The 26,215-nt window shown below is 69.6% G+C and carries 18 protein-coding genes and 2 pseudogenes; 6 read left to right on the top strand and 14 right to left on the bottom strand.

Annotated features, from left to right (window positions below; all coding sequences use genetic code 11):
- Positions 1-33: 33 nt before the first annotated feature.
- The 3 genes from ATK30_RS19875 to ATK30_RS19865 all read right to left on the bottom strand — a co-directional run bounded on the left by ATK30_RS19875 (position 34) and on the right by ATK30_RS19865 (position 4,064).
- A complete protein-coding gene (locus ATK30_RS19875; protein WP_101436878.1) occupies positions 34-2,472 on the bottom strand; it encodes an ABC transporter permease in 2,439 nt (812 codons plus the stop codon).
- Positions 2,472-3,218 carry an ABC transporter ATP-binding protein gene (locus ATK30_RS19870; RefSeq protein WP_101436877.1) on the bottom strand — a complete coding sequence of 249 codons (747 nt, stop codon included), beginning with the start codon at positions 3,216-3,218 and terminating at the stop codon, positions 2,472-2,474. The genes ATK30_RS19875 and ATK30_RS19870 overlap by 1 nt, the downstream gene beginning before the upstream one ends.
- A 78-nt stretch (positions 3,219-3,296) precedes the next feature.
- Positions 3,297-4,064 carry an SDR family NAD(P)-dependent oxidoreductase gene (locus ATK30_RS19865; protein WP_101436876.1) on the bottom strand — a complete coding sequence of 256 codons (768 nt, stop codon included), beginning with the start codon at positions 4,062-4,064 and terminating at the stop codon, positions 3,297-3,299.
- Positions 4,065-4,125: 61 nt separating this feature from the next.
- Here ATK30_RS19865 and ATK30_RS19860 point away from each other — a divergent pair, with 61 nt between their 5' ends.
- The gene (locus ATK30_RS19860) at positions 4,126-4,995 is read left to right on the top strand and encodes a hypothetical protein (RefSeq protein WP_101436875.1); all 870 of its coding nucleotides are present in this window, start codon (positions 4,126-4,128) and stop codon (positions 4,993-4,995) included.
- Between the two features lie 240 nt (positions 4,996-5,235).
- Positions 5,236-8,433, top strand: coding sequence for an arabinosyltransferase domain-containing protein (locus ATK30_RS19855; protein WP_208637377.1), 3,198 nt, complete (start codon positions 5,236-5,238; stop codon positions 8,431-8,433).
- Positions 8,434-8,487: 54 nt separating this feature from the next.
- On the opposite strand, the gene ATK30_RS19850 is transcribed toward ATK30_RS19855, so the two are convergent.
- Entirely contained in the window at positions 8,488-9,636 is a 1,149-nt protein-coding gene (locus ATK30_RS19850; protein WP_101436873.1) for a glycoside hydrolase family 88/105 protein, read from the bottom strand.
- 281 nt (positions 9,637-9,917) lie between these two features.
- Between ATK30_RS19850 and ATK30_RS19845 the strand changes: the two are divergent.
- Positions 9,918-10,607: pseudogene (locus ATK30_RS19845) on the top strand (hypothetical protein); the annotation flags it as partial.
- A 498-nt stretch (positions 10,608-11,105) separates the two neighbouring features.
- Here the strand turns inward: ATK30_RS19845 and clpB are convergent.
- From clpB to ATK30_RS19825, 5 genes and pseudogenes are all read right to left on the bottom strand, one after another.
- Complete coding sequence (clpB, locus tag ATK30_RS19840) at positions 11,106-13,700, bottom strand: ATP-dependent chaperone ClpB (RefSeq protein ID WP_101436871.1); 2,595 nt, start codon at positions 13,698-13,700, stop codon at positions 11,106-11,108.
- A gap of 93 nt (positions 13,701-13,793) precedes the next feature.
- Positions 13,794-14,981, bottom strand: a complete 1,188-nt coding sequence (locus ATK30_RS19835; RefSeq protein WP_101436870.1) for an MFS transporter — start codon at positions 14,979-14,981, stop codon at positions 13,794-13,796.
- A 138-nt stretch (positions 14,982-15,119) separates the two neighbouring features.
- A complete protein-coding gene (locus ATK30_RS47130; RefSeq protein ID WP_341867351.1) occupies positions 15,120-15,365 on the bottom strand; it encodes a carboxypeptidase-like regulatory domain-containing protein in 246 nt (81 codons plus the stop codon).
- Between the two features lie 157 nt (positions 15,366-15,522).
- A pseudogene (locus ATK30_RS19830) lies at positions 15,523-17,232 on the bottom strand (MFS transporter); the annotation flags it as partial.
- 32 nt (positions 17,233-17,264) lie between these two features.
- The gene (locus ATK30_RS19825) at positions 17,265-17,756 is read right to left on the bottom strand and encodes a MarR family winged helix-turn-helix transcriptional regulator (RefSeq protein ID WP_101436869.1); all 492 of its coding nucleotides are present in this window, start codon (positions 17,754-17,756) and stop codon (positions 17,265-17,267) included.
- Positions 17,757-18,098: 342 nt separating this feature from the next.
- On the opposite strand from ATK30_RS19825, the gene ATK30_RS19820 reads away from it, so the two are divergent.
- Together ATK30_RS19820 and ATK30_RS19815 are read left to right on the top strand one after the other, a co-directional pair.
- Positions 18,099-19,277 (top strand): globin domain-containing protein, encoded by a 1,179-nt coding sequence (locus tag ATK30_RS19820; protein WP_183123475.1) that lies wholly within the window; start codon positions 18,099-18,101, stop codon positions 19,275-19,277.
- Positions 19,278-19,312: 35 nt separating this feature from the next.
- On the top strand, positions 19,313-20,005 hold the full coding sequence (locus tag ATK30_RS19815; protein WP_101436868.1) for a dienelactone hydrolase family protein: 693 nt from the start codon (positions 19,313-19,315) through the stop codon (positions 20,003-20,005).
- 25 nt (positions 20,006-20,030) lie between these two features.
- On the opposite strand, the gene ATK30_RS19810 is transcribed toward ATK30_RS19815, so the two are convergent.
- Complete coding sequence (locus ATK30_RS19810; protein ID WP_101436867.1) at positions 20,031-20,963, bottom strand: SDR family oxidoreductase; 933 nt, start codon at positions 20,961-20,963, stop codon at positions 20,031-20,033.
- A gap of 100 nt (positions 20,964-21,063) precedes the next feature.
- Between ATK30_RS19810 and ATK30_RS19805 the strand changes: the two genes are divergently transcribed.
- On the top strand, positions 21,064-21,639 hold the full coding sequence (locus tag ATK30_RS19805) for a TetR family transcriptional regulator (RefSeq protein ID WP_101436866.1): 576 nt from the start codon (positions 21,064-21,066) through the stop codon (positions 21,637-21,639).
- Between the two features lie 239 nt (positions 21,640-21,878).
- Here the strand turns inward: ATK30_RS19805 and ATK30_RS19800 are convergent, their stop codons facing one another.
- The 4 genes from ATK30_RS19800 to dnaK are packed head-to-tail and all read right to left on the bottom strand — an operon-like array spanning position 21,879 to position 26,103.
- Entirely contained in the window at positions 21,879-22,313 is a 435-nt protein-coding gene (locus tag ATK30_RS19800; RefSeq protein ID WP_101436865.1) for a heat shock protein transcriptional repressor HspR, read from the bottom strand.
- A gap of 5 nt (positions 22,314-22,318) precedes the next feature.
- A complete protein-coding gene (gene dnaJ, locus ATK30_RS19795; RefSeq protein WP_101436864.1) occupies positions 22,319-23,500 on the bottom strand; it encodes a molecular chaperone DnaJ in 1,182 nt (393 codons plus the stop codon).
- A gap of 33 nt (positions 23,501-23,533) precedes the next feature.
- Entirely contained in the window at positions 23,534-24,241 is a 708-nt protein-coding gene (grpE, locus tag ATK30_RS19790) for a nucleotide exchange factor GrpE (protein WP_101436863.1), read from the bottom strand.
- Positions 24,238-26,103: a molecular chaperone DnaK gene (gene dnaK, locus ATK30_RS19785; RefSeq protein WP_101436862.1), complete on the bottom strand. Its 1,866-nt coding sequence runs from the start codon at positions 26,101-26,103 to the stop codon at positions 24,238-24,240. Before dnaK ends, grpE begins: the two co-directional genes overlap by 4 nt.
- Between the last annotated feature and the right edge of the window lie 112 nt (positions 26,104-26,215).

The following is a 26,215-nucleotide window of genomic DNA, read 5'->3' as shown; positions in this document are numbered from 1 at the left end:
AGTCTTACACACGGCACCGACAACTTCCGCGCGTCACTCCCCGGTCGCGACAGCCGTCACCGGACGCGTCCGCGTCGCCACCCAAGCGGGCACGACCGCGGCGAGCAACGCGAGCACGATCGCGGTCGCGATGATCACCAGGTAGATCGACACCGGACCGTCCGGCAGCACCCGACCGGTCGCGACGAGACAGAACGGCACGATCGCGCCGGCCGACACCACGGTGCCCAGGAGGATGCCGATCGCCGCGATCAGTCCGCCTTCGCCCGCGGCCATCCGCAGGACCTGGCCGCGGGTGAACCCGCCGAGCCGCTGCAGGCCGAACTCCCTCCGCCGCCGCGAAGTGGCCATGACCAGGGTGTTCACCACGGAGATCACCGTGTACCCGACGATCATGCCGACCAGCAGGTAGTTCACCCACGCGCCGGTCTCGTCGCTCTTGGCGTTCGCGGCGGCCAGCGTGCTCCGGTCGCCGACCGAGACCGGGAGACCGGCGGTCGCGGCGGTCAGGCTTTGCGTCAGCCGGGCCTGGTCGACGCCGGGCGCGGCGCGGACGAGCACCTGCCGGACGAGCCCGGCGGTGGTGTGTCCGGCGAGCAGGTCGGCGGGCAGCAGGAGCTGTTCGGCCCCGGCCCGCTGATGCACGATCGCGACGATGCGAAGGGTCCGATCGGTCCCGTCGCCGAGACGGAGCGTGACGGAATCGCCGACCGACCGGGACACCTCGGCGGTGTCCGGCAAGGCGATCGTGTCGCCGGTGAGGTCGGCGAGGTTGCCTCGCACGACCGTGGCGGCGTTGGTCGTCGCGTCGGTCAAGCCGAGCGCCGGGTAGCCCTTCTTGGTCTGGTTTTCGTCGAATGGCTCGGTGACGAACGCACGGCTGGTGACGTACGGCGAGGCCGCCGCGACTCCGTCCGCGTGCTTGATGCGGTCGAGTGCTTCCGGGGAAATCCCGGTGGGGCCCGCGACGATCGCGTCGGCCCGGAGGTCTTCGGCGAAGGCCTGCGCGGAAGCGGCGGTGGTCGTGGTCTGCAGGTAGATGTTGGCGGTCGCGATGCCGACGGCGAGCATGATCGGCGTGACCGCGCCGGCCACGCGGGTGGCGGCGTTGCGCGTGTTGGTGATCGCGAGCCAGCCGGTGACGCCGCTGACCAGGCGCATCGGGCCCTGGAACAGGATCGCGGTCAGTTTCGTGACGCCCGGGCTGATCATCGCGACGCCGATCGCCCACAGCATCACCGCCGGACCCGCCGTGCTCGCCGCGATGGGTCCCGTCATCACCGCGAGCGTGACGATGCCCAGCGCGGTCCCGCCGCCGAAGCACAGCAGCGCGACGATCAGCCGCAGCGGAGTCAGCCAGCCTCGGGGAACGGAGGCCTCGGCGAGCGCTTCGGTCGGTCGGATGCGGCCGACGCGGAATCCGGCTACCAGCGCGGAACTCCCGACGGCGAGCAGCGTCGCGCCCGCCGCGATGAGCATCGGAATCCAGCCCTGGTGGAACTGCACGACGGGCGAAATGAACCCGCCCGACGTGAACTGGTCGAACAGCCAGCGACCGAACACCGGCCCCAACGCGGCCGCGACACCGGTCGCGAGCACACCGATGACCAGCGCTTCGCCGAGAACCATCCGCCGCAGCTGCCGCGGCGTCGTGCCGATCGCGCGCAGCAGAGCCAATTCCCGCTGCCGCTGGCGCACCGACAGCATGAGCGTGCTCGCGATGACGAACACCGCGACGAGAATGGACAGTCCACCCGCGACACCGGCCAGCGGGATCAGCCGGCCGCCGCTCGCTTGCGCCTCCGGGAATTCGGCGAGACCGCGCTCGTCCCCGGTCAGCACGGACAGCCCGGAACCGAGCTGCAATGCGGCCGGATTGTCAGTGACGACACCGAAGTAGTCGACCTTGCCGGGATGTCCGGAGAGCTGATCGGCCACATCGTCAGCGAAGAAAACCTCGGTACTGGCACTGGTGCGAACGACGTGGTAGCGGCTGATCCTCCCTTGCACCGCAAGGTCAACCGTGCTTCCGGCCGACACGCCGCTGGCCGCGGGCAGCACTACTTCGTCGGCACGCGGCGCGGGTCCGGGCAGCCGAGCGGACTCCCACCCGTGCGCGACCAGAGCCTGCTTGCCCAGCGACACCGGGAAATTCACTTCACCGACCACAGTGGACACACCAGGCGTCGCACGGATCTTCTCCGCGAGCGACCGGTCCAGCCGGACCCGCTCCGGCAGCGCGACCGACTGCGTTTTGGGCTTGCCGGAATGCTTCCGTAGTTCGAAATCCTGTTGTCCGGCAACGACAGCCGACGCCCAGGCCAGCCGGTGCGGCGGTGCGGCGGACCGGATCCCGGTCTCCATCAGACCGGCGCAGGCGGACACGATCACCGCGCCGAGGAACGCGGCCACGAACGCGGCGATGAACCCGCCGGTCCGGAAACGCAAGGTGCGCAAGGCAAGGCCGAACATCAGAAACCACCTACCGGCATCCGGTCGGCCCAGGCGCCGAGGTGCGTCATGCGTTCCGCGACCGCCGTCGCGGTCGGCTGGAGCAGTTCGCCGGCGACGCGGCCGTCCGCGAGAAAGACGACGCGGTCCGCGTAGGAGGCCGCGACCGGGTCGTGCGTGACCATCACGACGGTCAGGCCGTCGCGCACCGATTCCGCCAGCAGGCCAAGGATTTCGCCGGCGGTGCGGGTATCGAGCGCACCGGTCGGCTCGTCGGCGAACAGCACCGCGGGACGGCTGACCAGCGCGCGAGCGATCGCCACCCGCTGCTGCTGGCCGCCGGAGAGCTGACCCGGCAGGTGCTTGCGCCGGTCGCTCAGGCCGACGTGCCCGAGCAGGTCGGCGACGCGGCGGCGGTCCGCACGACGACCGGCCAGCCGCAGCGGCAGCACGACGTTCTGCTCGACGGTCAGCGCGGGAAGAAGGTTGAACGCCTGGAAGACGAACCCGACCTTGTCCCGGCGCAGCTTCGTCAGCTGCGTTTCGGAGAGATTGCCCAGTTCCTGGCCGTCCAGCCGGACCGAACCGCTGGTCGGCCGGTCGAGTCCGGCCGCGCAGTGCAGGAACGTGCTCTTGCCCGAGCCCGACGGGCCCATCACCGCGGTGAACCCGCCGCGCGGAAAGGACAGGCTCACCCCGTCCAGTGCCGTGACCCGGCCGTAGTCCTTGCGTACGGATTCGAGCCGCACCGCTTCCCCAGTCGCCATGGGGAAAACGCTAGGGGCCGGCGGGGGAAAACACCCTGGGGCACGCACGCCGGGACGGGGTAGGGCTGCCCCTACCCCTCAGGTGCGGCGGCGGTTGCCGAACCCGCCGGCGAGCTTGCGCAGCACCGGGCGCGGCAGCAGTCCGCCAATTCCGACCAGGGCTTTGTACTGCAGGCTCGGCACCGAGATCACCTTGCCACGGCGCAGGTCGGCGAGTGCTTCGTCGACGACCTGCGCCACGTCGAGCCAGAACGCCTTCGGCCCCTCCGGTCGCAAACCGGCGCGCTGGTGAAACTCGGTGCGGGTGAAGCCGGGGCACAGGGCCATCATCCGCACGCCCTTCGGCAGCGACATGGCGATGCCCTCGGTGAACGAGGTCACCCAGTTCTTGCTGGCGGTATAGGTCGAGCCGCGTCCCGAAAAGAAGCCGGCGACGCTGGAGACGTTGACAACCGAGCCGCTTCCGCGTTCGACCATGCCCGGCAGCGCCGCGCGGGTCAGCTGCAGCACAGCGGTCACGTTCACGTCGAGCTGGCGCTGCAGGTCCTCGGCCGGGATCTCCCAGAACTCGCCGCTCAGCCCGAAGCCCGCGTTGTTGACCAGCAGGTCGACCGGCTGTGTTTCGAGCAGTTCGGCGACGCGACGACGGCCGTCCACTTCGGACAGATCGGCGGGGAGCACGGTCACCTCGACGCCGTGCTGCGCACGAAGCTGCCCGGCCAGCGCGGCCAGCCGCTCCTCGTCCCGGGCGACCAGGACGAGGTCGTGCTTGTCGGCGGCGAGGCGGCGCGCGAATTCCGCGCCGATGCCCGCGGTGGCTCCGGTGATCACAGAACTGGTGGTCATGTGGGTGAAGCTACCCGTTTTTCAGCTGCGTTTGCGCTGGTGGCGCAGTATCGTCCGGCGCATGGGCAAGCACACCAAGCGGACGCCCGGATATCTGCCCCGGATGGCCGCCGGTGCGGCGCCCCTCGCTCTGTTGCTCGCCGGCCCGGCCGCGGCGCTGGCGGACACCCCGCGCGGGGGATTGCCGCTCGACCTGCACCAGCACGGTTCCTCTTCCGATCTCCAGTTCACCCGCGACGAGACGATCGCGACGCGCGACCTCCCGGCGTCCGCCGCGTCGAACCTGCACCAGGCGCTCGGCCCGGACACCGCGGGCCAGTCCCAGACCCACGACCTGCGGCTCGGCGAGGCAGGCCGCGCGCTCGCCGGCGACGACCTCGGCGTGCACCACACTCAGCCGTTCGACGGTGCGCACGTAGCCGGTCTGGACCAGTCGACGCGGCACGGCGTTCAGCTGCCGCACGGCGTCGACGCGCTATCCAGCAGCAAGACCGGTGCCGAGACGGGCCTGGCCGGGCGGTTCTCCGGCGACCTGATGAGCGGCACCCGCGCCGAACGCACCGCCGCCGACGCCGTCGACCTCGGCCCGGCGGGCTCGGTGGTCGCGAACTCCGACGAAAGCGTGCTCGGCCAGTTCACCGGCAAGCTCGACGTGACGCGGCTGGAGTCCACGCAGCGGCACAGCGTCTCCGGCGACCTCGGCCCGGTGCACACACTGGCCGCGACGAGCCAGTCGACCGCCGACCGCACGGAGGGGTTCCACGGCGAACTGTCGGCCGCGGACCTCGCGGCGGCGCACGCGAGCACCGCTTCTACCCTGGGTATTCCGGTTACCCGGAGTCAGCATGTGGGCGCCGAGGCGCTGGGCAATCCGGTCATTGACAACGGATGGACAGTTTCCGGGCCGCCGTTCACTTTCTCGCCCGGCTAAATTCACCGACCTGCCGAGTCCGCTTTCGGCAACCGAGTCCGGACCGTTTCCGGATCGTGAAACGGCCCCCGACGCGAGCCGCCGCGAGCTGCCGACCTTCACCCGTTCGTCTTAAGCGAGGTGGGGTTTCCTTTACCCACCGTGGTTATTCGGCGCAGGAATGTGGGCTCGACCAGGTGGGGCCGCCTTCGAGAGAGTCCCCAGCGGGACGCGCGCATCCGCTTGGATAGCCTGCGGGGCGTGGTCGACCTCGAATCCGTTGCCGCCGAAAAGGCGTCGCCGACAGCTATCGGCAAGAGCCCAGCCGCGCGTCGGGCGCGGTTGCTCGCTGCGGTTTTCGGAATCGCCGGCGCGATCCTCGCGATCGCGGTCCCGTTCCTGCCCGTCACGCTTGAGCAAACCACCCTCGACTGGCCGACGGCCCAGGGCACCAGAGCGGTGTCCGCCCCGCTGACCGCACAGGCCCCGATCTCGCTCGACGCGAAGGTCCCGTGCGCGACCGCCCGGGCGCTAGACGCGCGCACCGACGGCAAGGCCGTGCTGTTCAGCACCAACCCGCCGAGCTCCAGCATCGGCACGGTCACCGGGATGGCCCTGCAGGTCGGCGACGGCCAGCTCACGCTCTCCTCACAGGGCCAGCAGCTCGGCTCGGCCCCGGTAGGCGAGGGCGACTGCACGATCACCGTGCACTCCGACGCGAAGCACACGACCGCGTCCGTCGGCGGGACCCGGCTGGCCGACGTCAGCGACGACCACCGGCCGCAGCTCACCGGCTTCTTCTCCGACCTGACGAACCAGGACGACACGCACGGCCTCTCGGTCTCCGCGCAGGTGGACAACCGCTGGGCCAGCACCGCGACCGCCATCAAGCTGGCCGCCATCGTCCTGTCGGTGCTCTGCTTCGCCGGCGCGGTGATCGGGCTGTACCGGCTGGACCGGCTTTCCGGCCGGCGCGCGCCCCGCCTGGCCGCGCGCGGCTGGTGGAAGCTGAAATTCCTGGACATAGCCGTGCTCGGCACGCTCGTCGTCTGGTGGCTGATCGGCGCGATGACCGCCGACGACGGCTACTTCACGACCATGGCGCGCGTCCGCGGCGACGCCGGGTACATCGGCGAGTACTACCGGTGGTTCGCCGCGCCGGACGCGCCGATGGCGTGGTTCGTCGACGTCTACTCGTGGATGGCCAAGGTCAGTTCGCTCACGCCGTGGATGCGGCTGCCGTCGCTGTTGATGGGCGTCGCCTGCTGGATGCTGATCAGCCGCGGCGTGCTTCCCCGGCTCGGCAGGCAGGTGCGGATCAGCAGCGCGGCCGGCTGGGCGGCGGGAGCGGTCTTCCTGGCCTTCTGGCTGCCCTACGACAACGGCCTGCGCCCGGAAAACCTGGTCGCCCTGCTGTCGCTGATCTCGATCTGCACCGTCGAACGCGCCGTGGCGACCCGGCGGATGGGCCCGGCGGCGATCGGGCTGACGGTCGCGGCGCTGTGCGTCTCGGTCAACCCGCACGGGCTGATGGCCGTGCTGCCGTTCGTGGTCGGGCTGAAACCGCTGGCGAAGATCGTGCTCCGGCACGCCCGCCAGTTCGGCTGGGTGCCGGTGCTCGCGCCGATCGCCTCCTCCGGACTGGTGATCCTCGCGCTGATCTTCTGCGACCAGACGCTGAGCGGCACGCTCGAATCGGTGCGGCTTCGGTCCTCGCTCGGGCCGACTGGGGCCTGGTACAACGAGCTGGACCGGTACACGATGCTGTTCAGCAACGGCCCGGACGGCTCCATGACGCGCCGGTTCCCGGTCCTGCTGATCTTCCTCTGCCTGGCGACCTGCGCGGTCGTGCTGCTGCGGCGCGGGAACATCCGCGGCGCCGCGCTCGGCCCGAGCCGTCGCCTGCTCGGCATCAGCGCACTGTCCTTCGTGGTCCTCGCGCTCGCTCCGACCAAGCACTCGCACCACTTCGGCATGCTGGTCGCGGTCGGCGGTCCGCTCGCCGCGCTCACCGCGTTGTCGACCAGCACCACCGTGCTGCTGTCGCGCCGCAACCGGTCGGCGTTCTTCGCCGGGCTGATGGTGATCGTCGCGCTGGCCTCGACCGGGCCGAACGCCTGGTGGTACGTCTCGGCGTGGGGCGTGCCGTGGTTCGACCTGCCGCCGCAGCTTTTCGGCATCAAGCTGAGCACGATGGCGCTCGTCGCGGCCGCGGTCGCGCTGGCGATCGCGGCGATCGAGCACATGAAGCACAACGAGCACGAACCGTTCGTACCGCCCGCGCCGGTGGCGAAGTCCGACCTGGAAAACCGCGGCCGGGCGCTGCGGCTCGGACTCGCGCCGCTGTCGACGGTGTGCGCGATTCTGGTGCTGTTCGAGGTCGGCAGCATCGCGAAGGGCATCCAGAAGCGCTGGGACACCTACAACATGGGTGCCGACAACATCCGGCAGCTGGCCGGGCAGAGCTGCGGGCTGTCCGACTACATCAAGGTCGAACGCGACCCGAAGGCCGGGCTTCTCGAAGCGGCTCCGCAGCAGCCGCAGAACGCCGCGCCGGGCTGGCAGGTGCCCGCCGACGCCGACCGCGGAACCACGCCGAAGGACTGGCTGACCAGCACCCAGAAGGGTTTCGTGACCAACGGCGGCCTGCCGACCGAAAACGCCGACCAATGGAACCCGCCGTACCAGTTCGGCAAGGACGGCGCGCCGATCTGGGGCAGCTACCACAAGTCCGGCGACGGCGCGGGCGACCTGCGCACCCCGTGGTACTCGATCCCGGAGCGGGCGCGCGACGGCTCGGTGCCGATCGTGGTCGCCCTCGCGGGCAAGGCCGACGACCCGAACTCGCTGACTGCCGAATTCGGCAGGAACACCCCCGCCGGGTTCCAGGTGCTCAGCCGCGAGCAGCTCGACGCGAAGAAGAAGGACACCAACTGGCGGGACGCGCGGGTCAGCGTGCCCGCGGGCGCCGACCAGGTGCGGATCGTGGCGAAGGGCCGCGGGCTCGGCAGCGAAGGCTGGTTCGCGTTCAGCGCGCCGCGGGCGCCGAAGATCGCGAAGATGACCGACGTGGTTGGGCAGGACCCGGTGTTCCTGGAGTGGGCCGCCGCCGCGCAGCACCCGTGCCTGCGTCCGTCGTCGATTCACAACGGGATCGCCGAGATGCCGAAGTACCGGATCAGCGCGGGCGACGACCTGCGCACGGTCGGCCGCTACTGGTCCTCGCCGGCCGGTGGCGGGCCGTTCACCTGGATGAACGCGAGTACCCAGATGGAGGCGTTGCCGACGTATCTGGAGGGCGACGTCGACCGGGACTGGGGGACGTTGTACGAGGTGAAGCCCGAGGTCTCGAGCGCGCTTCCGCCCTCGGCGGCGTTGCATCAGAAGTCGGTGACGCATTCCGGGATCTGGTCGCCTGGTCCGCTGGCCAAGCCCGCGAACCCGACCGGCGAGACGTAAACCGGGCGTGCGGTGAAGGGCCCCTTGATTCGCTCAAGGGGCCCTTCGCGCTTTTCAGGGTCGATATCGGGTGAACTGCTCGTTCATGATCAAGAACGCGCCGAGACCGTGGAAGTCGTTGGTCAGCCGCTTCCGCGCGAAGTAGAACTGCAAGTCCCCGACGTTCGTCCCCTCGCAGATGTCGGTGATATTCGTCAGCCCGTCCGGACCCAGGGACACCTTCTGCAGGACTCCGGCATACCCGCGCTGAGCGACCGAGGCATAGGACGCGGGCAGGTATCCGCGCTCGATCGCGCGGGAAACGGTGAACGCGTACATCGAGGACGCGGACGTCTCCAGCCAGTTCCCGGCGTCGCCGCCGTGGTCGACCACCTGGTACCACCGGCCGGTCCGCGGATCCTGGAACCGGCGGTACCCCTCCGCCAGGAACTTGACGATCCCGACCAGCTCCGGCCGTCGCGGATGGTCGGCGGGCAGCACCTCGAGGATGTCGATCGCCGCCATCCCGAACCAGCCGACCGCGCGGGCCCAGTGGAAGCTGGAGTGCTTGCCGGGCCCGGTCGCCCACGGCTGGGTGCCGCTTTCGTCGTAGGCGTGGTAGATCAGGCCCTTCGCGGGTTCCTTGAGGTGTCCGAAGTAGACGGAAAGGTTCTTGGCGGATTCCTCGTAGCAGTAGCCCGGATCGTTGAAAACCTTGCCGTACAAGGCGAGGAACGGCTGCGCCATGTACACGCCGTCGCCCCACAGCTGGTGCTGACGGCTGACCGCGTGCCACATCCCGCCGTCGCTCGTGCGCGGGTAGGTCTCGAAGCGTTTGCGCAGCTGGTCGGCGGCCTTGCGGTACTTGGCGTCGCCGGTTTCGTTGTACAGCAACGGAAGCATCTGACAGGCGCGCATCGAGTCGAGGCTGCTGAAGCTGTTGGAGATGCCGTCGTCGGTGATGAACCGGTCGTACCAGGCGATGACGTAATCGAGGTATTCGCGTTCCTTCGTGCGCCGGTAGAAGAGGTACTGGCCGTAGAAGTAGAGGCCGAGCGGGTAGCTCCAGCCGCCGATGGACGCCGGGGGGTAGCGCTTCATGGTGGAGTCGATGACGGCACGGGACCAGTCGCGCGCTTCCCGGGCCGACGCGGCCCCGGGCAGCGCGAGCGTGCCGAGCGCCGCCGCGGTGCCGGCCAGAACCGATCTTCTCGAGAGGGACATGCGGGTGTCCTTCCTGCTGTCGGCGGCGGCGGGAAAGGCTGTCGAACGACCTCTACTCGGTCCCGGAGCGGTCCGGCAAGAATCCTGTCCTGGATGTCCGCTCCGATCGCTGGATAGGCGCAGCGGGCCCTCCGGTCAGCGGGAACCCGTCCGCACGGGACACCGAATCCGGGCGATTAGCCGATTTGTCGACGCGACCTGGACGGTTCCGGCCAAACGGGGCGCGCCGACACGGTGCTGCCGTCCCGGTCGGAGCGCCCGGCAGCGATACCCTGACCGGCGTGGGTATCTCGGCGTGGATCTGGTTCGTCATCGCCGCCGTCGCGCTGGTGGCGGGGCTCGGCCTGCTCTTCGCGGACCGGGCCAGGGAAGGCTCGCGCAACCGTGAGCGGCAGCGCTGGGCCCAGTTGCGCGGCTGGCAGTTCGTGGAAGAGGACGAACGGCTGCCCCGGCAGTGGTCGGGGGGCGCGATCGGCTACTTCGGCGCCGACGCGGCGGTGAACGTCGTCGCGGGCTCCACTTTCACCTCCGACGGCCGCCGTCCGGTGTTCATCTTCGACATCGAATCCCAGGGCCAGGTGCCCGCGGTGGTCGTGGCCGTGCGCTGCAACAAGACGCACCGGGTGCCGGTCGAGATGTGGCTGTCGAGCGTGCCGTTCCAGCGCGAGAACATGCCGGAGATGCTCGGCCCGATCGGCCAGCGCTACGCCTTCGCCGACGATTCGGAGGGCGCGCGCCAGGTCATCACCCAGGACCTGGTCGACGCGGCCGACCAGCTGGGCGGCGACGTCGGCGTGGCCTGGCTGGAGAACGAATGGGTCCTGGCCAGCGTCGTGCCGGGCGCGGGACCGTCGCGGCTCGAGCGGCTGCTGCGCGACCTGGGCGAGATCGCCGACATCGTGGACCCGTTCGACGAGGACTACGACTCGAACCGCACCTGGACGCCCTCCGCGGGCACCCCCGTTGGCCCCCCGACGAGCGCTCCGTCGCCAGCGGACACCCAGGCGACCCGCCCGGTCGACACGCGGGCGGTCGAGACGACAGCTCCCTCTCCGGCGGACACCCGCATGACGGAGCGGCAGCCTTCCCCGCCCGCGCCGCGGACTCCGCCGGGCAGCCAGGGCGGGAGCGCGGTTCCACCGGGCCGGCCGGGGGAGCCGGAGCGTGGGGAAAACGCTTAAGGACTTTGAGACAGGAAACCGCCCGGTCGCGTGTTGCGGCCGGGCGGTTTCGTGTTTGAAGCTGGGCTCGGCCTGAGTCCTGCCGTGAAGGTCGGTGAGGCAGTGGCCTGCCTACTGCTCGCGCAACAGCGGCTTGGAGATGCGGCGCAACCCCAGTCCCCAGCTTGTCGTTCTGCTGGTGAGAAACTCGCGCGGCGTGGTTTCTCGCCGTGGACTCGTGGGCCTAAACGCCGTGAAGGGCTCCTTGAGGGAATCTGGTTCCCCCAAGGAGCCCTTCACGGACCGCCGTCAGGCTTTCGACACCTTCAACGTCTCACCGGTCTCCAGCTCCGGCAGGTCCACCCGCACGGTGTCCCCGTCCCGGATCTCGCCGGAGAGCAGTTGCTTCGCCAGCTGGTCCCCGATCGCCGACTGCACCAGGCGGCGCAGCGGACGCGCGCCGTAGATCGGGTCGAAGCCGTTCAACGCCAGCCATTCCCGGGCGCCGTCGGTCACCTCGAGGTGCAGGCGGCGCTGGGCGAGCCGCTTGGCCAGCCGGGCGACCTGGATGTCCACAATGGACGTCAGCTGTTCGGTGCCGAGCGCGTGGAACACCACGATGTCGTCCAGCCGGTTCAGGAACTCCGGCTTGAACTGCCGCTGCACGACCTCCATCACCGCGTCGCGGCGCTGGCGTTCGTCGAGTGCCGGGTCGGCGATCGCTTGCGAGCCGAGGTTCGACGTCAGGATCAGGATGGTGTTGCGGAAGTCCACCGTCCGGCCCTGGCCGTCGGTCAGCCTGCCGTCGTCGAGGACCTGCAGGAGCACGTCGAACACGTCCGGGTGCGCCTTTTCGACCTCGTCCAGCAGCACCACCGTGTACGGGCGGCGCCGGACGGCTTCGGTGAGCTGGCCGCCCTGGTCGTAGCCGACGTAGCCCGGGGGAGCACCGACGAGGCGGGCCACCGAGTGCTTCTCGGAGTACTCGCTCATGTCGATCCGCTGCATCGCGCGCTCGTCGTCGAACAGGAACTCCGCCAGCGCCTTCGCCAGCTCGGTCTTGCCGACGCCGGTCGGGCCGAGGAATAGGAACGAACCGGTCGGCCGGTCCGGGTCGGCGACTCCGGCCCGCGCCCGCCGCACGGCGTCCGCGACGACCTGGATCGCCTGGTCCTGGCCGACGACGCGGCGGGTCAGCTCCTCCTCCATCCGGAGCAGCTTGCCCGTCTCGCCTTCCAGCAGACGCCCGGCCGGGATGCCGGTCCACGCGCTGACCACGTCGGCGACGTCGTCCGCGCCCACCTCTTCCTTCAGCATGACGTTCTGCTTGCTGGCCTCGTTCGCGGCCATCGCGGCCTCGAACTCCTTCTCCAGCGCCGGAATCCGGCCGTACCGCAGCTCAGCGGCCTTGCCGAGGTCGCCGTCGCGTTCGGCGCGTTCCGATTCGCCGCGCAGCTGTTCCAGTTGCACCTTCAGCTCACGGACGGTCTCGATCGAGCCCTTCTCGTTCTGCCACCGTGCGGTCAGCGCGGTCAGTTCCTCCCGCTTCTCGGCCAGTTCGGCGCGCAGCGCGGTCAGGCGTTCGAGAGAAGCCGCGTCGTCCTCTTTGGACAGCGCCATCTCCTCGATCTCCATGCGCCGCACGGCCCGTTCGACCTCGTCGATCTCCACCGGACGCGAGTCGATCTCCATGCGGATCTTCGACGCGGCCTCGTCGACCAGGTCGATGGCCTTGTCCGGCAGGAACCGCGCGGTGATGTAGCGGTCCGACAGCGTCGCGGCGGCGACCAGCGCGGCGTCCGTGATCCGGACCCCGTGGTGCACCTCGTACCGCTCCTTCAGCCCGCGCAGGATCGCGATGGTGTCCTCCGGTGACGGCTCGCCGACCAGCACCTGCTGGAAACGGCGCTCCAGCGCCGGGTCCTTCTCGATGTGCTGGCGGTACTCGTCGAGCGTGGTCGCGCCGACCATCCGCAGCTCGCCGCGGGCGAGCATCGGCTTGATCATGTTGCCCGCGTCCATCGCGCCCTCGCCGGTCGCACCGGCGCCGACGATGGTGTGCAGCTCGTCGATGAACGTGATGACCTCGCCCGCGGAGTCGGTGATCTCCTTGAGGACAGCCTTCAACCGCTCCTCGAACTCGCCGCGGAACTTGGCCCCGGCCACCATCGACCCGAGGTCGAGTGCGACGACTCGCTTGCCGCGCAACGATTCCGGCACGTCGCCCGCGACGATCCGCTGGGCGAGGCCCTCGACGATCGCCGTCTTGCCGACGCCCGGTTCGCCGATCAGCACCGGGTTGTTCTTGGTACGCCGGGACAGCACCTGCACGACGCGGCGGATCTCGGTGTCGCGGCCGATGACCGGGTCGAGTTCGCCCGAACGCGCGCGCTCGGTCAGGTCGACGCCGTACTTCTCGAGCGCCTTGAACGTGCTTTCGGGGTCCGCGCTGGTGATCCGGGCCGACCCGCGCACCTTCGCGAACGCCTCGCGCAGCGCGTCCGGCGTGGCGCCGTGCCGCTTGAGCAGGTCCGCGACCTGGGCTCCTTCGGTGGCGAGGCCGACGAGCAGGTGCTCGGTCGACACGTACTCGTCACCGAGTTCGGTGGCGAGCTTCTGCGCCTGCGTGAGCGACTTGACCGCGGGCGCGTCGAACTGCGGGGTCGACACGGTCGCGCCGGTCGCCGACGGCAGCGCCTGAATGATCGGCTCGAGTTCCTTGTGCACCGTCTCCGGGTCCGCCCCGACCGCGGTCAGCAGCGGTGCGGTCGTCCCGTCACCCTGCGCCAGCAGGGCGCCCAGCAGATGGGCGGCCGACACGTGCGGGTTGCCGGCCACGGTGGCCGCCTGCGCCGCGGACGAGATCGCCTGCTGGGTCTTCGTGGTCGGGTTGAAAGCGTCCATCCCTCACCTCATGCGTTCGTGGAAAGTCCTGGTGACCGGCCCGACCAAGGCCCGTCGATAGCTATAACGTCAGCAAAGTTGAGTCTGTTCCGCTCAACTCTGAATTGGTGCCACGGCGGCCGCGGGCAGCCTCGGGCCCAGCCTGCCGAGCCCGAGCGTGGCGAGGCAAGCACAACCCCCGACCAGAACCCAGGGTAACCAAGCCGCCACGGAGAACAACGACACGACCGCCGGTGCGAGCACCTGAGCCACAGTGAACGCGTATTGGAACGCGGCGAGGTAACGGCCCTTCGCCTCGGGCGGTGCGGCGGCCTCGGCGAGTGCGCCGGAGCGCGGGCCGAACACCAGGTCACCGGCGGCGAACACGAGCGTGGCGGCCAGCAGGTACGGCACCTGCCAGCTTCGCGGAACCAGCAGTACGCCGACACTCGTCAGGCACCACGCGGCGAACAGCGCGGACCCGGCCCGCATCGCGCTGATCCGGCTGAGGCCCCGGGTGAGCCGGAGCGCGACCGTGCCGCCGGCGCTGGTCAGCACGGTCAGCAGGAACAGGATCGCGCCAGGCAGCCAGGTCGGCGCGTGCAGCCGGTCGAGCACGAACACCGGGGTGCCGATGAGGAAGAAGTCGAGCGACAACCCGAACAGCCCGCTCAGCAGGATCAACGTCAGGTACGGCCGGTTGCGCAGCACGCCGCTTCGCACGCGCGCCGCGGGCGCGAACCGGCGGCCCGGAGGGATGAACGCCGCGACGAGGCCCGCCGCCGCGACGAAAGTCAGCACGTCCACAACCAGCGCGACGCTGTAACCGCCGTCGCCGAACCAGGTGAGCAATGCGGACGACATCAGCCCGCCGAGCCCGAATCCGCCCGCGCGGACCATTCCGACCTCGGCGAACGGCCGATCCTTCGGCACGTCTCCGGCGACTTCGGAGATGAGCGCGAACAGGCAGCTGTAGAACATTTGCTGCCCGGCGCCGAGAAGGACGGCGGCCACCACCACGCCGCCGATGCCGTGCGCGAACAAGTACGCGCTCGTTCCGGCAGCCTGCAACAGTTGCGCCGCAAGAACTCCGGCTCTCGGCCCAGCGCGATCCACCAGCCGCCCGGCCAGCGGCGGCATGAGAAGCCCGGCCGTGGTGCCCACAGTGACCGCTGTGCCCGCTTCGACGAGCGGGACTCCGACCACCCGCGTCACGTAAAGCAGTGCGAGCGGAAGGAAAAGTCCGGAACCGAAGTTGTCGATTCCCATTGCCAGCAACATCGCGACCCTGCTTCGCGTCACATATTCGACGCTACCTCCGGAGAAGGGGGACGAGGCAGGGCCGGGAGGGCGCATCGCCGGACGGCAAATGCCACTCCCAGTAGAAAGCACGTAAGTGTCTGTCGCGGTGAGAACCGGGACAGACACTCACGAGCCCCTTTAGTCGACGCTGAGTGTTCCTTGGTGCCTAACGAACTCTCGCTCGGCGGCTTGGCTCAGCTCGACATCATGCTGTGCCGCAGCACCGTCGCCGACCGTCATTGTTTCCGCGTGCGGTGTGTATCCGTGTGCGGAGACGGTGAGCGTGTACGCGCCCGGTTCGATTCCCGTGAAGCGGTACGCGCCGTCGCCGCCCGCGATGTGCGTTGCGGTGACAGTGCCCAAGCGGTCGGTGAGGATGAGCACCGCCGCCTGCGACGGCGGCGTGCCGACCGGCCACGCGTACGCGGCCCGAGATGGTGCCCTGGCTGTCCAACAGCAAGTCGTGCCAACGCGCGTTGCCGTTGAGATGCACGGTCGACACCGCCGGCCGCGTCGAACCAGCTGTCGCGAGAAGGACGTGCTCGCCCACGGTGTTCGCCGACAGCTCGTACGCGCCCGTACGTCCCGTACGCCCGACGTCGACCTGACGCCCCGCCATGTCGGTGAGCGTGAGCACGACACCGGACACTGGGCGACCGGCCGCATCGAGAACCCGGCCGCGCAGCACGCTGGTCATCTCGACTGGAGCTTCGACAACGGAGACTGCCTCGGCCGAAACTGCTGCCGGTGCAGGCGCGTCCGCGTCGAGGGTCCGGCGCAGCGGCACCTCCTTGATGAACAGCACCGCGAGGAAGGTGACCACGGCGATGCAGCCCGCGACGAAGAACACCGTGCCGGTCGCGTCGCCGAAGGCACCGCGCACCACCGGCTGCAGGGCGGGCGGGAGCGACGAGATGGCGAACGTGCCGCCGCCGGAAACCGCGCCGCCAGTGTGAATACCCATCTGCGACAGGGAGTTCGCGATGTTCGTAGCCACGCGGGCGGCGAGCACCGCACCGAGCGCGGACACGCCCGCCGCGCCGCCGAGCGACCGGAAGAACGTGACGACCGAGGACGACGAACCGATGTCCTTCATCGCGACCGTGTTCTGGACGACCAGAACCAGGTTCTGCATCAGGAAGCCCAGGCCGAGTCCGACCAGCGCGAGGTAGACGCCCATCAGCGTCAGGTTCGTCGCGTGGTCCACCGTCGAAAGCAGGAACAGCCCGGCCAGGAGCGATACCCCGCCCGCGATCATGAACGGCTTGGTGCGCCCGGTGCGGGAAATGACCTGGCCCGCTCCGGTGGAAGCGACGGCCAGCCCGAGCACCATCGGCAGCGTCATCAGCCCGGCGTGCGTCGGCGAAAAGCCGCGCGCGATTTGGTAGTACTGCCCGAGGAACACCGAACCGCCGAACATCGCGGTGCCGACCGCCAGCGAGGCGAGCACGGACAGCGTGAAGGTGCGGTTGCGGAAGAGCCGCAGCGGAACCACCGGCTCCGCGACCCGCGATTCGACGAGAACCGCCAGCGCCAGCGCGACAATCGCACCGCCGACGTACGCGGCGCTCGACCACGAAACCCACCCGAAGCTGCCGCCGGCGAGCGAAACCCAGATCAGCAGCAGCGCGACGCCGCCGACCAGCAGGGTCGCGCCCAGCCAGTCGATCCGCACCTTGCGCTTGAGGACCGGCAGCTTCAGCGTCCGGCCGAGCACGATGAACGCGACGACGGCCAGCGGCACGCAGACCCAGAAACACCAGCGCCAGCCGAGCGGCGAGTCCACGATCAGCCCGCCGATCAACGGGCCGGAAACGGTCGCGACAGCGAACACCGCGCCGGTGTAGCCGGTGTAGCGGCCCCGGTCGCGCGGCGCGATCATCGCCGCGATCACGACCTGGATCAGCGCCTGCAGCCCGCCGAGCCCGATGCCCTGCAGCGCGCGGAAGGCGATCAGCTCGGGCATCGACTGCGCGATCCCGCCCAGTGCCGAACCCACGGTGAAAACGACGATCGCGATTTGGTACAGCAGTTTCTTGCTGAACAAGTCAGAGAGCTTGCCCCAGATCGGGGTGGTCGCGGTCGACGTCAGCAGCGTCGCGGTGACGACCCAGGTGTACTCGCTCTGCGAACCGTGCAGGTCGGCGAGGATCGTCGGCAGCGCGTTGGACACGATGGTCGACGACAGCAACGCCACCAGCAGGGCCAGCAGCAGGCCGGTGAAGGCCTTGAGGATTTCCCGGTGCGTCATCGACTGCCCGGATGCGGTGGTTTCCACTTTCGCTACTTCACTTTCCCGTCTGCGGGTGCGCCGGCGCAGTACCCGGACGGGCCGAGCGTCGCGCGCAGACCTTCGTTCAATTCGGCGAGTTGCGACGTGAGGCCGGCGATCCGGTCCTCGTCCCAGCCGCCCAGTGCCGTCTCGAAGAACTCGAGGTACTGCTTGCGCCAGAGTTCGAGCCGGGCGAGACCGGTCTCGGACACGCTGATCAGCGACGCGCGCCCGTCCTCGGGGGCGGGGCGGCGCTCGATCAGCCCGGCGGCCTGCAACTGGGCGATCTGCCTGCTGATCACCGACAGGTCGACGAGCCTGCGCTTGGCGACCTCGGACGGGCGCGCCTCGCCGTGTTTGGCGAGGTCGGACAGCAGCATGGCCGAGGCCGGATGCAGCCCTGGCTCGTTCTGCCACGCCTGCATGATCCACAGGTGCTGGAGCTGGGCGGACGCCTTCAGCTCCCGCAGCAGTTCGAGCCGCACATCGTCAGCTGGGCTCATCGTTCCTCCCGGGCCCGTGCCCACTTGCTTGTACTCTACAAGTTTAAGCTCAAAGGTTGCGTAGGACAACTATCTAATTGGTGAGCTGTCCCACGTCCGACCGGCCGGTAACCCGACCGGAGCAACGATGCGGGCAATCCGCCTCAGTGCGGCTACTCTGCGGACCAGACGCCCCGCGATGCCGACGCGGCGAGCACGTCGTGGACAACGAGGAGCAGGAGTGGCGAATTCCCCCGCGCGGCCGCGCGAGCCGAATCCGACAACCTCGGCCGCCCTGCTCTCGTGACCTTCCCCTCCCAACCCCCCGGCCTCCGGTTCCGCCCTATGAACGACGACAGCCCGATGACAGCCGATTCGATCAGCCCGCTCCCGCGGACCTCGGCCGCGCCCCGGCAGGCGCCCGCGGCCGTCGTCGCGATGGTGCAGCTCATCCGCGACACCTGGGCCAAATCGGAGCCGTACGCCCCGGAGATCTCGCAGTTCTTCTACGGGATGCTGTTCACGCTCGCGCCCGCCACGCGCGATTTCTTCCCGATCAACATGGAAGTGCAGGGCGGGCGCATCATCCGGGCGCTGGCCCGCGTCGTGCAGATGGTGGACCGGCCGGACGACCTGCTCCCGTTCCTGCGCCAGCTCGGCCGCGACCACCGCAAGTTCGGCGTCGCACCCAAGCATTACGAGGCTGTGGGCACCGCACTGCTGGCCGCGCTGAAGAACCACCTCGGCCCGGACTGGACGCCGGAGGTCGAGCGCGCGTGGGCGGAGGCGTTCACCATCGTCGCGCGCGCGATGCAGGAGGCCGCTGCGGCGGACGAGAACCCGGCGTCGTGGTCGGCCACCGTGATCGAGCACCGGCGGCTCACCTGGGATCTCGCGCTGGTGCGGGTGATCCCGGACCAGCCGGTGCCGTATTCGCCGGGCCAGTACATGAGCGTCGAGGTGCCGCAGCGACCGCGGTTGTGGCGGTATCTGTCGCCGGCGAACGCGCCGCGCGAGGACGGCGGCATCGAATTCCACGTGCGGGCGGTCGACGGCGGCTGGGTGTCCCGGGCGATCGTGAGCCACACGCAGGCGGGCGACGTCTGGCGGCTCGGTCCGCCGCTGGGCCGGATGACCGTCAACCGCGAACAGTCGCGCGGCGTGCTGATGGTCGCGGGCGGCACCGGCGTCGCGCCGCTGCGGGCGATCCTCGACCACCTCGCGTTGTGGGGCGAGAACCCGAAGACCCGGCTGTTCTACGGCGGTCCGACCCGGGAAGACCTCTACGACCTGGAAGAACTGCGCGCGCTCGCGGCGACCAACCCCTGGCTCACCATCACCCCGGTCGTCGAACGCGGCGACCATCTGCCGGGTTGCGAACACGGCACCCTCGCCGAGGCGGTCACGCGGTACGGCGCGTGGCCGGACCACGACATCCTGGTGTCCGGTTCGCCCGCGATGATCCGCGCGACGGTGTCGCGGATGCTGGTCGCGGGCAGTGCGCTGGACCAGATCCAGTACGACCCGTTCACCGCGGACTGAGCGCTGTCCGGCCCGCGTCGCTATCGTCGGCTGCCATGGACATCCGGATTCCGGTGGCGGACGGCGAAATCGACGGCTATCTGGCGGTGCCGGACGGCGACGGGCCGTTCCCCGCGGTGGTGCTGATCCACGACGTGCTCGGGCTGAACCAGGACGCGCGCGAGATCACCGACCGGTACGCCGGCGCGGGTTATCTCGCGCTGAGCCCTGATCTGTTCTCACGCGGCGGCATGATCCGGTGTATCAAGCGAACCTTCCAGGACCTCTTCACCCGGGAAGGCCGCTCGTTCGAGGACATCGAGGCCGCGCGGGCGCTCGTCGCCGGGCGGGACGACGCGACCGGCAAGGTCGGCGTCGTCGGGTTCTGCATGGGCGGCGGATTCGCCCTGGTGGCCGCCTCGCGGAACTTCAACGCGTCCGCTCCGTACTACGGACAGCTGCCGAGAGATCTGTCCGTTTTGGACGGTGCGTGCCCGATCGTCGGCAGCTTCGGCGGCAAGGACATTTCCCTGCGCGGCGCGGCGGCCAAACTCGAAGCCGCCCTCGCCGAACGCGGAATCCCGCACGACGTCAAGGAATACCCGGACGCTGGCCACGGCTTCGCGAACCATTACCGGCCCGCGCCGCTGGCCGCGCTCGCTAAAGTCGCCGGGATGGGCTATCACGAACGGTCCGATTCGGACGCTTGGCGACGCGTCACCGCGTTCTTCGAGGAGCACCTGAAGTAACGGTCAGCGGCCGACCAGAACTGGCCTAGCGCCAGACCGCCTCGGCGCGGTCGCTGGCCTCGGGTGCGAAATAGTCGCCCGTCTCGAGATCCTCCAGCAGTGTCGCGTGGTGCGGTGTCCAGCCCAGCAGCTGCTGGGTGTGCGTGCTGGAGGCGGGCACGTCGAGCGAGAAGAACCTGGCCAGGAAAGGGTTTCCGAGATGTTCAGCGGCTTCTTCGACAGTCAGGGACGCCGTGCGGATGTCCAGCAGCTGCGCGATCTTCTCCGCGACGCTCTTGATCGTGACGATTTCCCCGACCCCGTGCAGCATGCTCCCGGCAGGCGCTTTCTCCAGCGCTAGACGGAAAAGCACGGCCGCGTCGTCGCGATGGACAGCGGGCCAGCGGTTCATGCCGTCGCCTAGGTACGCCGAGACGCCCGCCCGGCGCGCGCCCGCGATCAGCGCCGGAACGAAGCCGTGGTCGCGCGGCCCGTGCACGGTCGGCGCGAGCCGCACGACGCTGGCACGGACACCCCGATCGGCGAATCCGAGGCAGGTTTGCTCGCCGGGAATGCGGAAGTACGCAACAGAATGGGGATCCGCCGGGTCGAGTTCCGTGCTGACCTGGTCGGCCTTCAGCACCAGCGTGCCGGACGTGCTGACGAACGGTTTGCCGGTGCGGACCAGCGCCTGGCCGAGTGCGTCGATCGCCTCGCAGTCTCGGCGGATCAAGTCGTCCGGATCGGCGTAGCTGCCGCCTTGGGCCATGTGCAGCACGCCGTCGGCGGCTTCGGCACCGCGGCGGAGGCTGTCGAGATCGTCGAGCGAACCCCGGTGCGGCGTCGCGCCCAGCGACTCCAGCCGCGCGGCGGCGGCGTCCGACCGGGCCAGGCCGATGACGGTGTGCCCAGCCCGGATCAGCTCGGTGACGACGGCGGGGCCGGTCTGGCCGGATCCGCCAGTGACGAAGACATTCATGAAAGGCTCCTTAGTGTCAGTCACTGACTCTACGCGTACCGACAGTGACTGACGCAATGTGGTGTCAGTCACTGGCGCAAACTCCGGGTACGCTCACGACGTGCCACGGAGCGGAGCAGAAGCGCGCAGCCGCCTCAAACAGGCGGCGCTGGAGCTGTACCGGGAAAACGGCTTCGACAAGACGACCACCGCGGAGATCGCGGCCCGGGCCGGCGTCACCGAGCGCACGTTCTTCCGGCACTTCCCGGACAAGCGCGAGGTGCTCTTCGACGGCGAAGCCGACCTGCGCGACGACCTGACGAAGTCGGTCGCCGAAGCCCCGGAAGGCCTCGCGCCGCTGGAAATCCTGCTGCGCGCCTTCCGGAAGGCCGGGCGGATCATGGAGCGCAATCTCCCGTTCGCCGAACCCCGGCGCGACCTGATCGCCGCGACGCCGACCCTGCGCGAACGCAACCTCGCCAAAGCCGCGACGCTCGCCGAAGCACTCGCGGAAGCACTGCGGCAGCGAGGCGTCGAGGACCGGCTCGCCCGGCTGGCCGCCCACGCTGGGTGGGCGACGTTCCATCACGCCACGCAAGCTTGGATCAGCGACCCGTCGCGGAGCTTGGACGACTACCTGGACGAGGCGTTCGCCGATCTGCGGAGGCTCGGCGCGGAAGTCCAATCAGGACAGTAAGGCCCTCCAGCGGCGGACAGACGCGGGCTTGCGAGTGGCGATCACCGTGAGAACCGGCATAAACACTCACGGCACCCGCATCGAGTTCGCGGACCTGGCCATGCGAAAGCCTGCCGTGCGGTACTCCGGGGAGGCGGGGTCCGGCCAGGCAGCAAAAAGCCCCTCCCGCGGCAGCAGGAGGGGCTCGGCTCGTGAGTGGCGACCACGGGCGAGAACCGTGATCGTCCCTCCCAAGGTGTTCAGCGGCGCTTGGGTTTCCAGACCACCAGCGCGGTGTTCTGCCGCAGCGGCACCAAATCCTTGCGATAGGACGCGTGCACCGCGGCGGCGGCCTGTTCGGCGGCCGCGTAGGCAGCGGCGAGTTCTTCGGTCAGCTCGTGCACCCGGGACCGCAGCGCGTCGACCTGGTTCTCCAGTTCGATGATGCGCTTGATGCCGGAAAGGTTGACGCCTTCCTCCTGCGAGAGGCGCTGGACCTCGCGCAGCAGGGCGATGTCGCGCAGCGAGTAGCGCCGTCCGCCGCCGGCGGTGCGGCCTGGCGAAACCAGGCCGTGCCGGTCGTAGGAGCGCAGCGTCTGCGCGTGCAGCCCGGAAAGCTGGGCCGCCACCGAAATCACGAACACCGGGGTGTCCTCGTCCGCGCCGTGCGGGAGTCCCGGATTGCCGCCGAACATCACCCTCACCTGCCTTCGAGCAACTCGGTGATCTCAGGGCGCGGGTCGTGGCCCTTCATCGCCTCGGCGTAGGCCTCGAGTGCCGACCGCGCCTTGTCGTCGAGCTTCGCCGGGACCGCCGCCTCCAGGGTGACCAGCAGATCGCCCTGCGCGCCGTCCCTCTTCTGAATGCCCTTTCCGCGCACGCGCAACACTCGGCCGCTCGCGGTACCCGCGGGCACCTTCAGCGACACCTTGCCTTCGAGCGTCGGCACCGTGATGGTCGTGCCCAGCGCGAGTTCGGTGAAGTCCACCGGCACGGTGAGCGTGAGGTTGAGGTCCTTGCGCCCGAACAGCTTGTGCGGGGCCACGTGCACGCGCACGTACAGGTCGCCCGCCTGCGCGCCGCCTCGGCCGGGTTCGCCCTGGCCGGCCAGCCGGATCCGCTGGTCGTCCTTCACGCCCGGCGGGATGCGCACGGTGAGCGTGCGGGTGCGGGTGCTGATGCCCTCGCCCGCGCACTCCGGGCACGGGTCGTCGATGATCCTGCCCCGGCCGCGGCAGTCCTGGCACGGCTCGGAGAACGCGAACGCGCCCTGGCTGCGGCTGACCAGCCCGGACCCGCTGCAGGTCGGGCAGACCCGCGGCGAGGTGCCCGGCCGCGCGCCGTTGCCGCCGCAGGTGGAGCAGGTGGCCGGGCTCGACAGCCGCAACGGCAGCGTCGCGCCCTTGACCGACTCGAGGAAGTCGATCCGCACGTCCGTCTCGACGTCCGCGCCGCGCTGCGGCCGGTTCGCCGTGGCGCCGCCGGCACCGCCCCGGCCACGGCCGAAGATGCCGCCCAGGATGTCGCCGAGCCCGCCGAAGCCGCCCTGCTGTCCAGCGCCGGCCTGGGTGAACAGGTCGCTCATGTCGAACCCGCCCGCGCCGCCACCGCCGGGGAAGCCGCCGAATCCGCCCCCGCCGCCGGAGCCGAAGAGCGTGCGCGCCTCGTCGTACTCCTTGCGCTTGGCCGGATCGGACAGCACTCCGTACGCCTCGGACACGGCCTTGAACTTGTTCTCGGCCGCGGTGTTGCCCGCGTTGGCGTCCGGGTGGTTTTCCTTGGCCAGCTTGCGGTAGGCCTTCTTGATCTCGTCCGTGGTCGCGTCGGAGGAGACACCCAGCTCTTTGTAGAAGTCCTTGCCGATCCACTCCCGAGCACTCATCGGGTGTCTCCTCCTTTCGCTGCGAACCGAGTGTTACTGCTGGCCGGACTCATCGACCGAACCGTCGAGCGGCAGTTCGCCGCCCACCGGCGGATCGACCGGCTGCTGCGCGGGCGCCTCGCCGGGCTCGTGGTCGGTCACGCCGACCAGCGCCGCCCGCAGCACCCGCTCGCCGAAGCGGTAGCCGCGGCGCATCACCACCGTGACCGTCGGGCCCTTCACGTCCGGGGACGTGTTGTGCTGCACGGCCTCGTGGATGCTCGGGTCGAATTCCTCGCCCTCGGAGCCGAACGCCTCCAGGCCGGCCCGCTCCAAGCTGCTGACCAGCTTGTCGGCCACCGACTTGAACGCGCCGGTGAGGTCGCCGTGCTGCTCCGCGCGCTGGAGGTCGTCCAGCAGCGGAAGCAGATCGCCGACCACGGACGCCTTCGCGCTCTGCACGACGGCCTCGCGGTCGCGGTCGACCCGCTTGCGGTAGTTCGCGTACTCCGCCTGCAGACGCTGCAGGTCGGCAGTGCGCTCGGACAGTTGCTTCTCTACATCCGAGGCGGCCGGAACGGCTTCGTCCACGGAATCGCCCAGCGAGGGGCCCGCGTGCTCCACGGGCTCCTCGCCAGCCGGAGTTTCCTCCGCGGCCGGCGGGCGGACCTCGCCGGTCTGCGGGTCCACCCGTCGCCGATCCCGCACGACTACCGGTTCCTCGGGGCCAGTGCCCTCGGTCTCGGAGTGGCGGGGGGTCACTTCTTCTCGTCCTCTTCCACGATCTCGGCGTCGACCACGTCGTCCGCCTTCGACTTCGGAGCGTCGCCCGCGGCACCGGCCGCGCCCTCAGCACCCTGGGCGCCTTCGGCACCGGCCGCGCCCGCGTTCGCGTACAGCGCGCTGCCCATCTCCTGCGAAGCGGTGTTCAGCTTCTCGATGGACTCGCGGATCTTGGCCGAGTCGGTGCCCTTGAGCGCCTCGTTCGCCTCGTCGATCGCCGACTTCACCTTGCCCTTGAGGTCCTCGGGCAGCTTGTCGTCGTTGTCCTTGACGAACTTCTCGGTCTGGTAGACCAGCGTCTCCGCCTGGTTGCGGGTTTCCGCTTCCTCGCGGCGCTTCTTGTCTTCCTCGGCGTGCGCCTCGGCGTCCTTGACCATGCGCTCGATGTCGTCCTTCGGCAGCGCGGAGCCGCCGGTGATCGTCATCGACTGCTCCTTGTTCGTGCCGAGGTCCTTAGCGGTCACGTGCACGATGCCGTTGGCGTCGATGTCGAAGGTGACCTCGATCTGCGGCACGCCGCGCGGGGCCGGCGGAAGACCGGTCAGCTCGAACATGCCGAGCTTCTTGTTCGCCGCGGCGATCTCGCGCTCGCCCTGGAACACCTGGATCTGCACCGACGGCTGGTTGTCGTCCGCCGTCGAGAAGATCTCGGACCGCTTGGTCGGGATCGTGGTGTTGCGCTCGATCAGCTTGGTGAAGACGCCGCCCTTGGTCTCGATGCCCAGCGACAGCGGGGTCACGTCGAGCAGCAGGACGTCCTTCACCTCGCCCTTGAGCACGCCGGCCTGCAGCGCGGCGCCCACGGCGACGACCTCGTCCGGGTTCACGCCCTTGTTCGGCTCGCGGCCGCCGGTCAGCTCCTTGACCAGCTCGGCCACCGCCGGCATGCGGGTGGAACCGCCGACGAGCACGACGTGGTCGATGTCGCCGACCGAGATGCCCGCGTCGCGGATGACGTTGTTGAACGGGGCCTTGGTGCGGTCCAGCAGGTCCGAGGTGATCTTCTGGAACTCGGCGCGCGACAGCGTCTCGTCGAGGAACAGCGGGTTCTTGTCCGCGTCCACCGTGATGTAGGGCAGGTTGATGCTGGCGGAGTTGGAGCTGGAGAGCTCGATCTTCGCCTTCTCGGCCGCCTCGCGGATGCGCTGCAGCGCCATCTTGTCCTTGGTCAGGTCGATGCCGTTGGCGGCCTTGAACTTGTCGACCAGCCAGGTGACGATGCGCTCGTCCCAGTCGTCGCCGCCGAGGTGGTTGTCACCGGAGGTGGCGCGCACCTCCACGACGCCCTCGCCGATCTCCAGCAGCGAGACGTCGAACGTGCCGCCGCCGAGGTCGAAGACCAGGATGGTCTGTTCCTTCTCGCCCTTGTCCAGGCCGTAGGCCAGCGCGGCCGCGGTCGGCTCGTTCACGATCCGGAGCACGTTGAGGCCCGCGATCTGGCCGGCCTCCTTGGTGGCCTGCCGCTGTGCGTCCTCGAAGTACGCCGGGACGGTGATCACCGCGTCGGTGATCTCCTCGCCCAGGTACGCCTCCGCGTCGCGCTTCAGCTTCATCAGCACGCGCGCGCTGATCTCCTGCGGCGTGTAGGCCTTGCCGTCGATCTCGGTCTTCCAGTCGGTGCCGATGTGCCGCTTCACGGACCGGATCGTGCGGTCGACGTTCGTGACGGCCTGGTTCTTCGCCGGCTGGCCGGTGAGCACTTCGCCGTTCTTGGCGAAGGCGACGATGGACGGGGTGGTACGGGAGCCTTCCGAGTTGGCGATGACCGTCGGCTCGCCGCCCTCAAGGACGGCGACGACCGAGTTGGTCGTGCCGAGGTCGATGCCGACCGCTCGCGCCATGGTGCTTCCTCTCGTGTTCTGGACAGGGTTGCTGCTATGTTCGTGACCTGCGGTTTCGAGGCACTCTTGAGTACCTTCTTAGCAGGTTCTCACGGTCTCGCGCTCGGCCCGG

The sequence above is a fragment of the Amycolatopsis echigonensis genome (assembly GCF_002846615.1).
Classification (GTDB): Bacteria; Actinomycetota; Actinomycetes; order Mycobacteriales; family Pseudonocardiaceae; genus Amycolatopsis; species Amycolatopsis echigonensis.
Note: the sequence above shows the minus strand (reverse complement) of the source record. Positions and strands in the feature narration are given on the sequence as shown.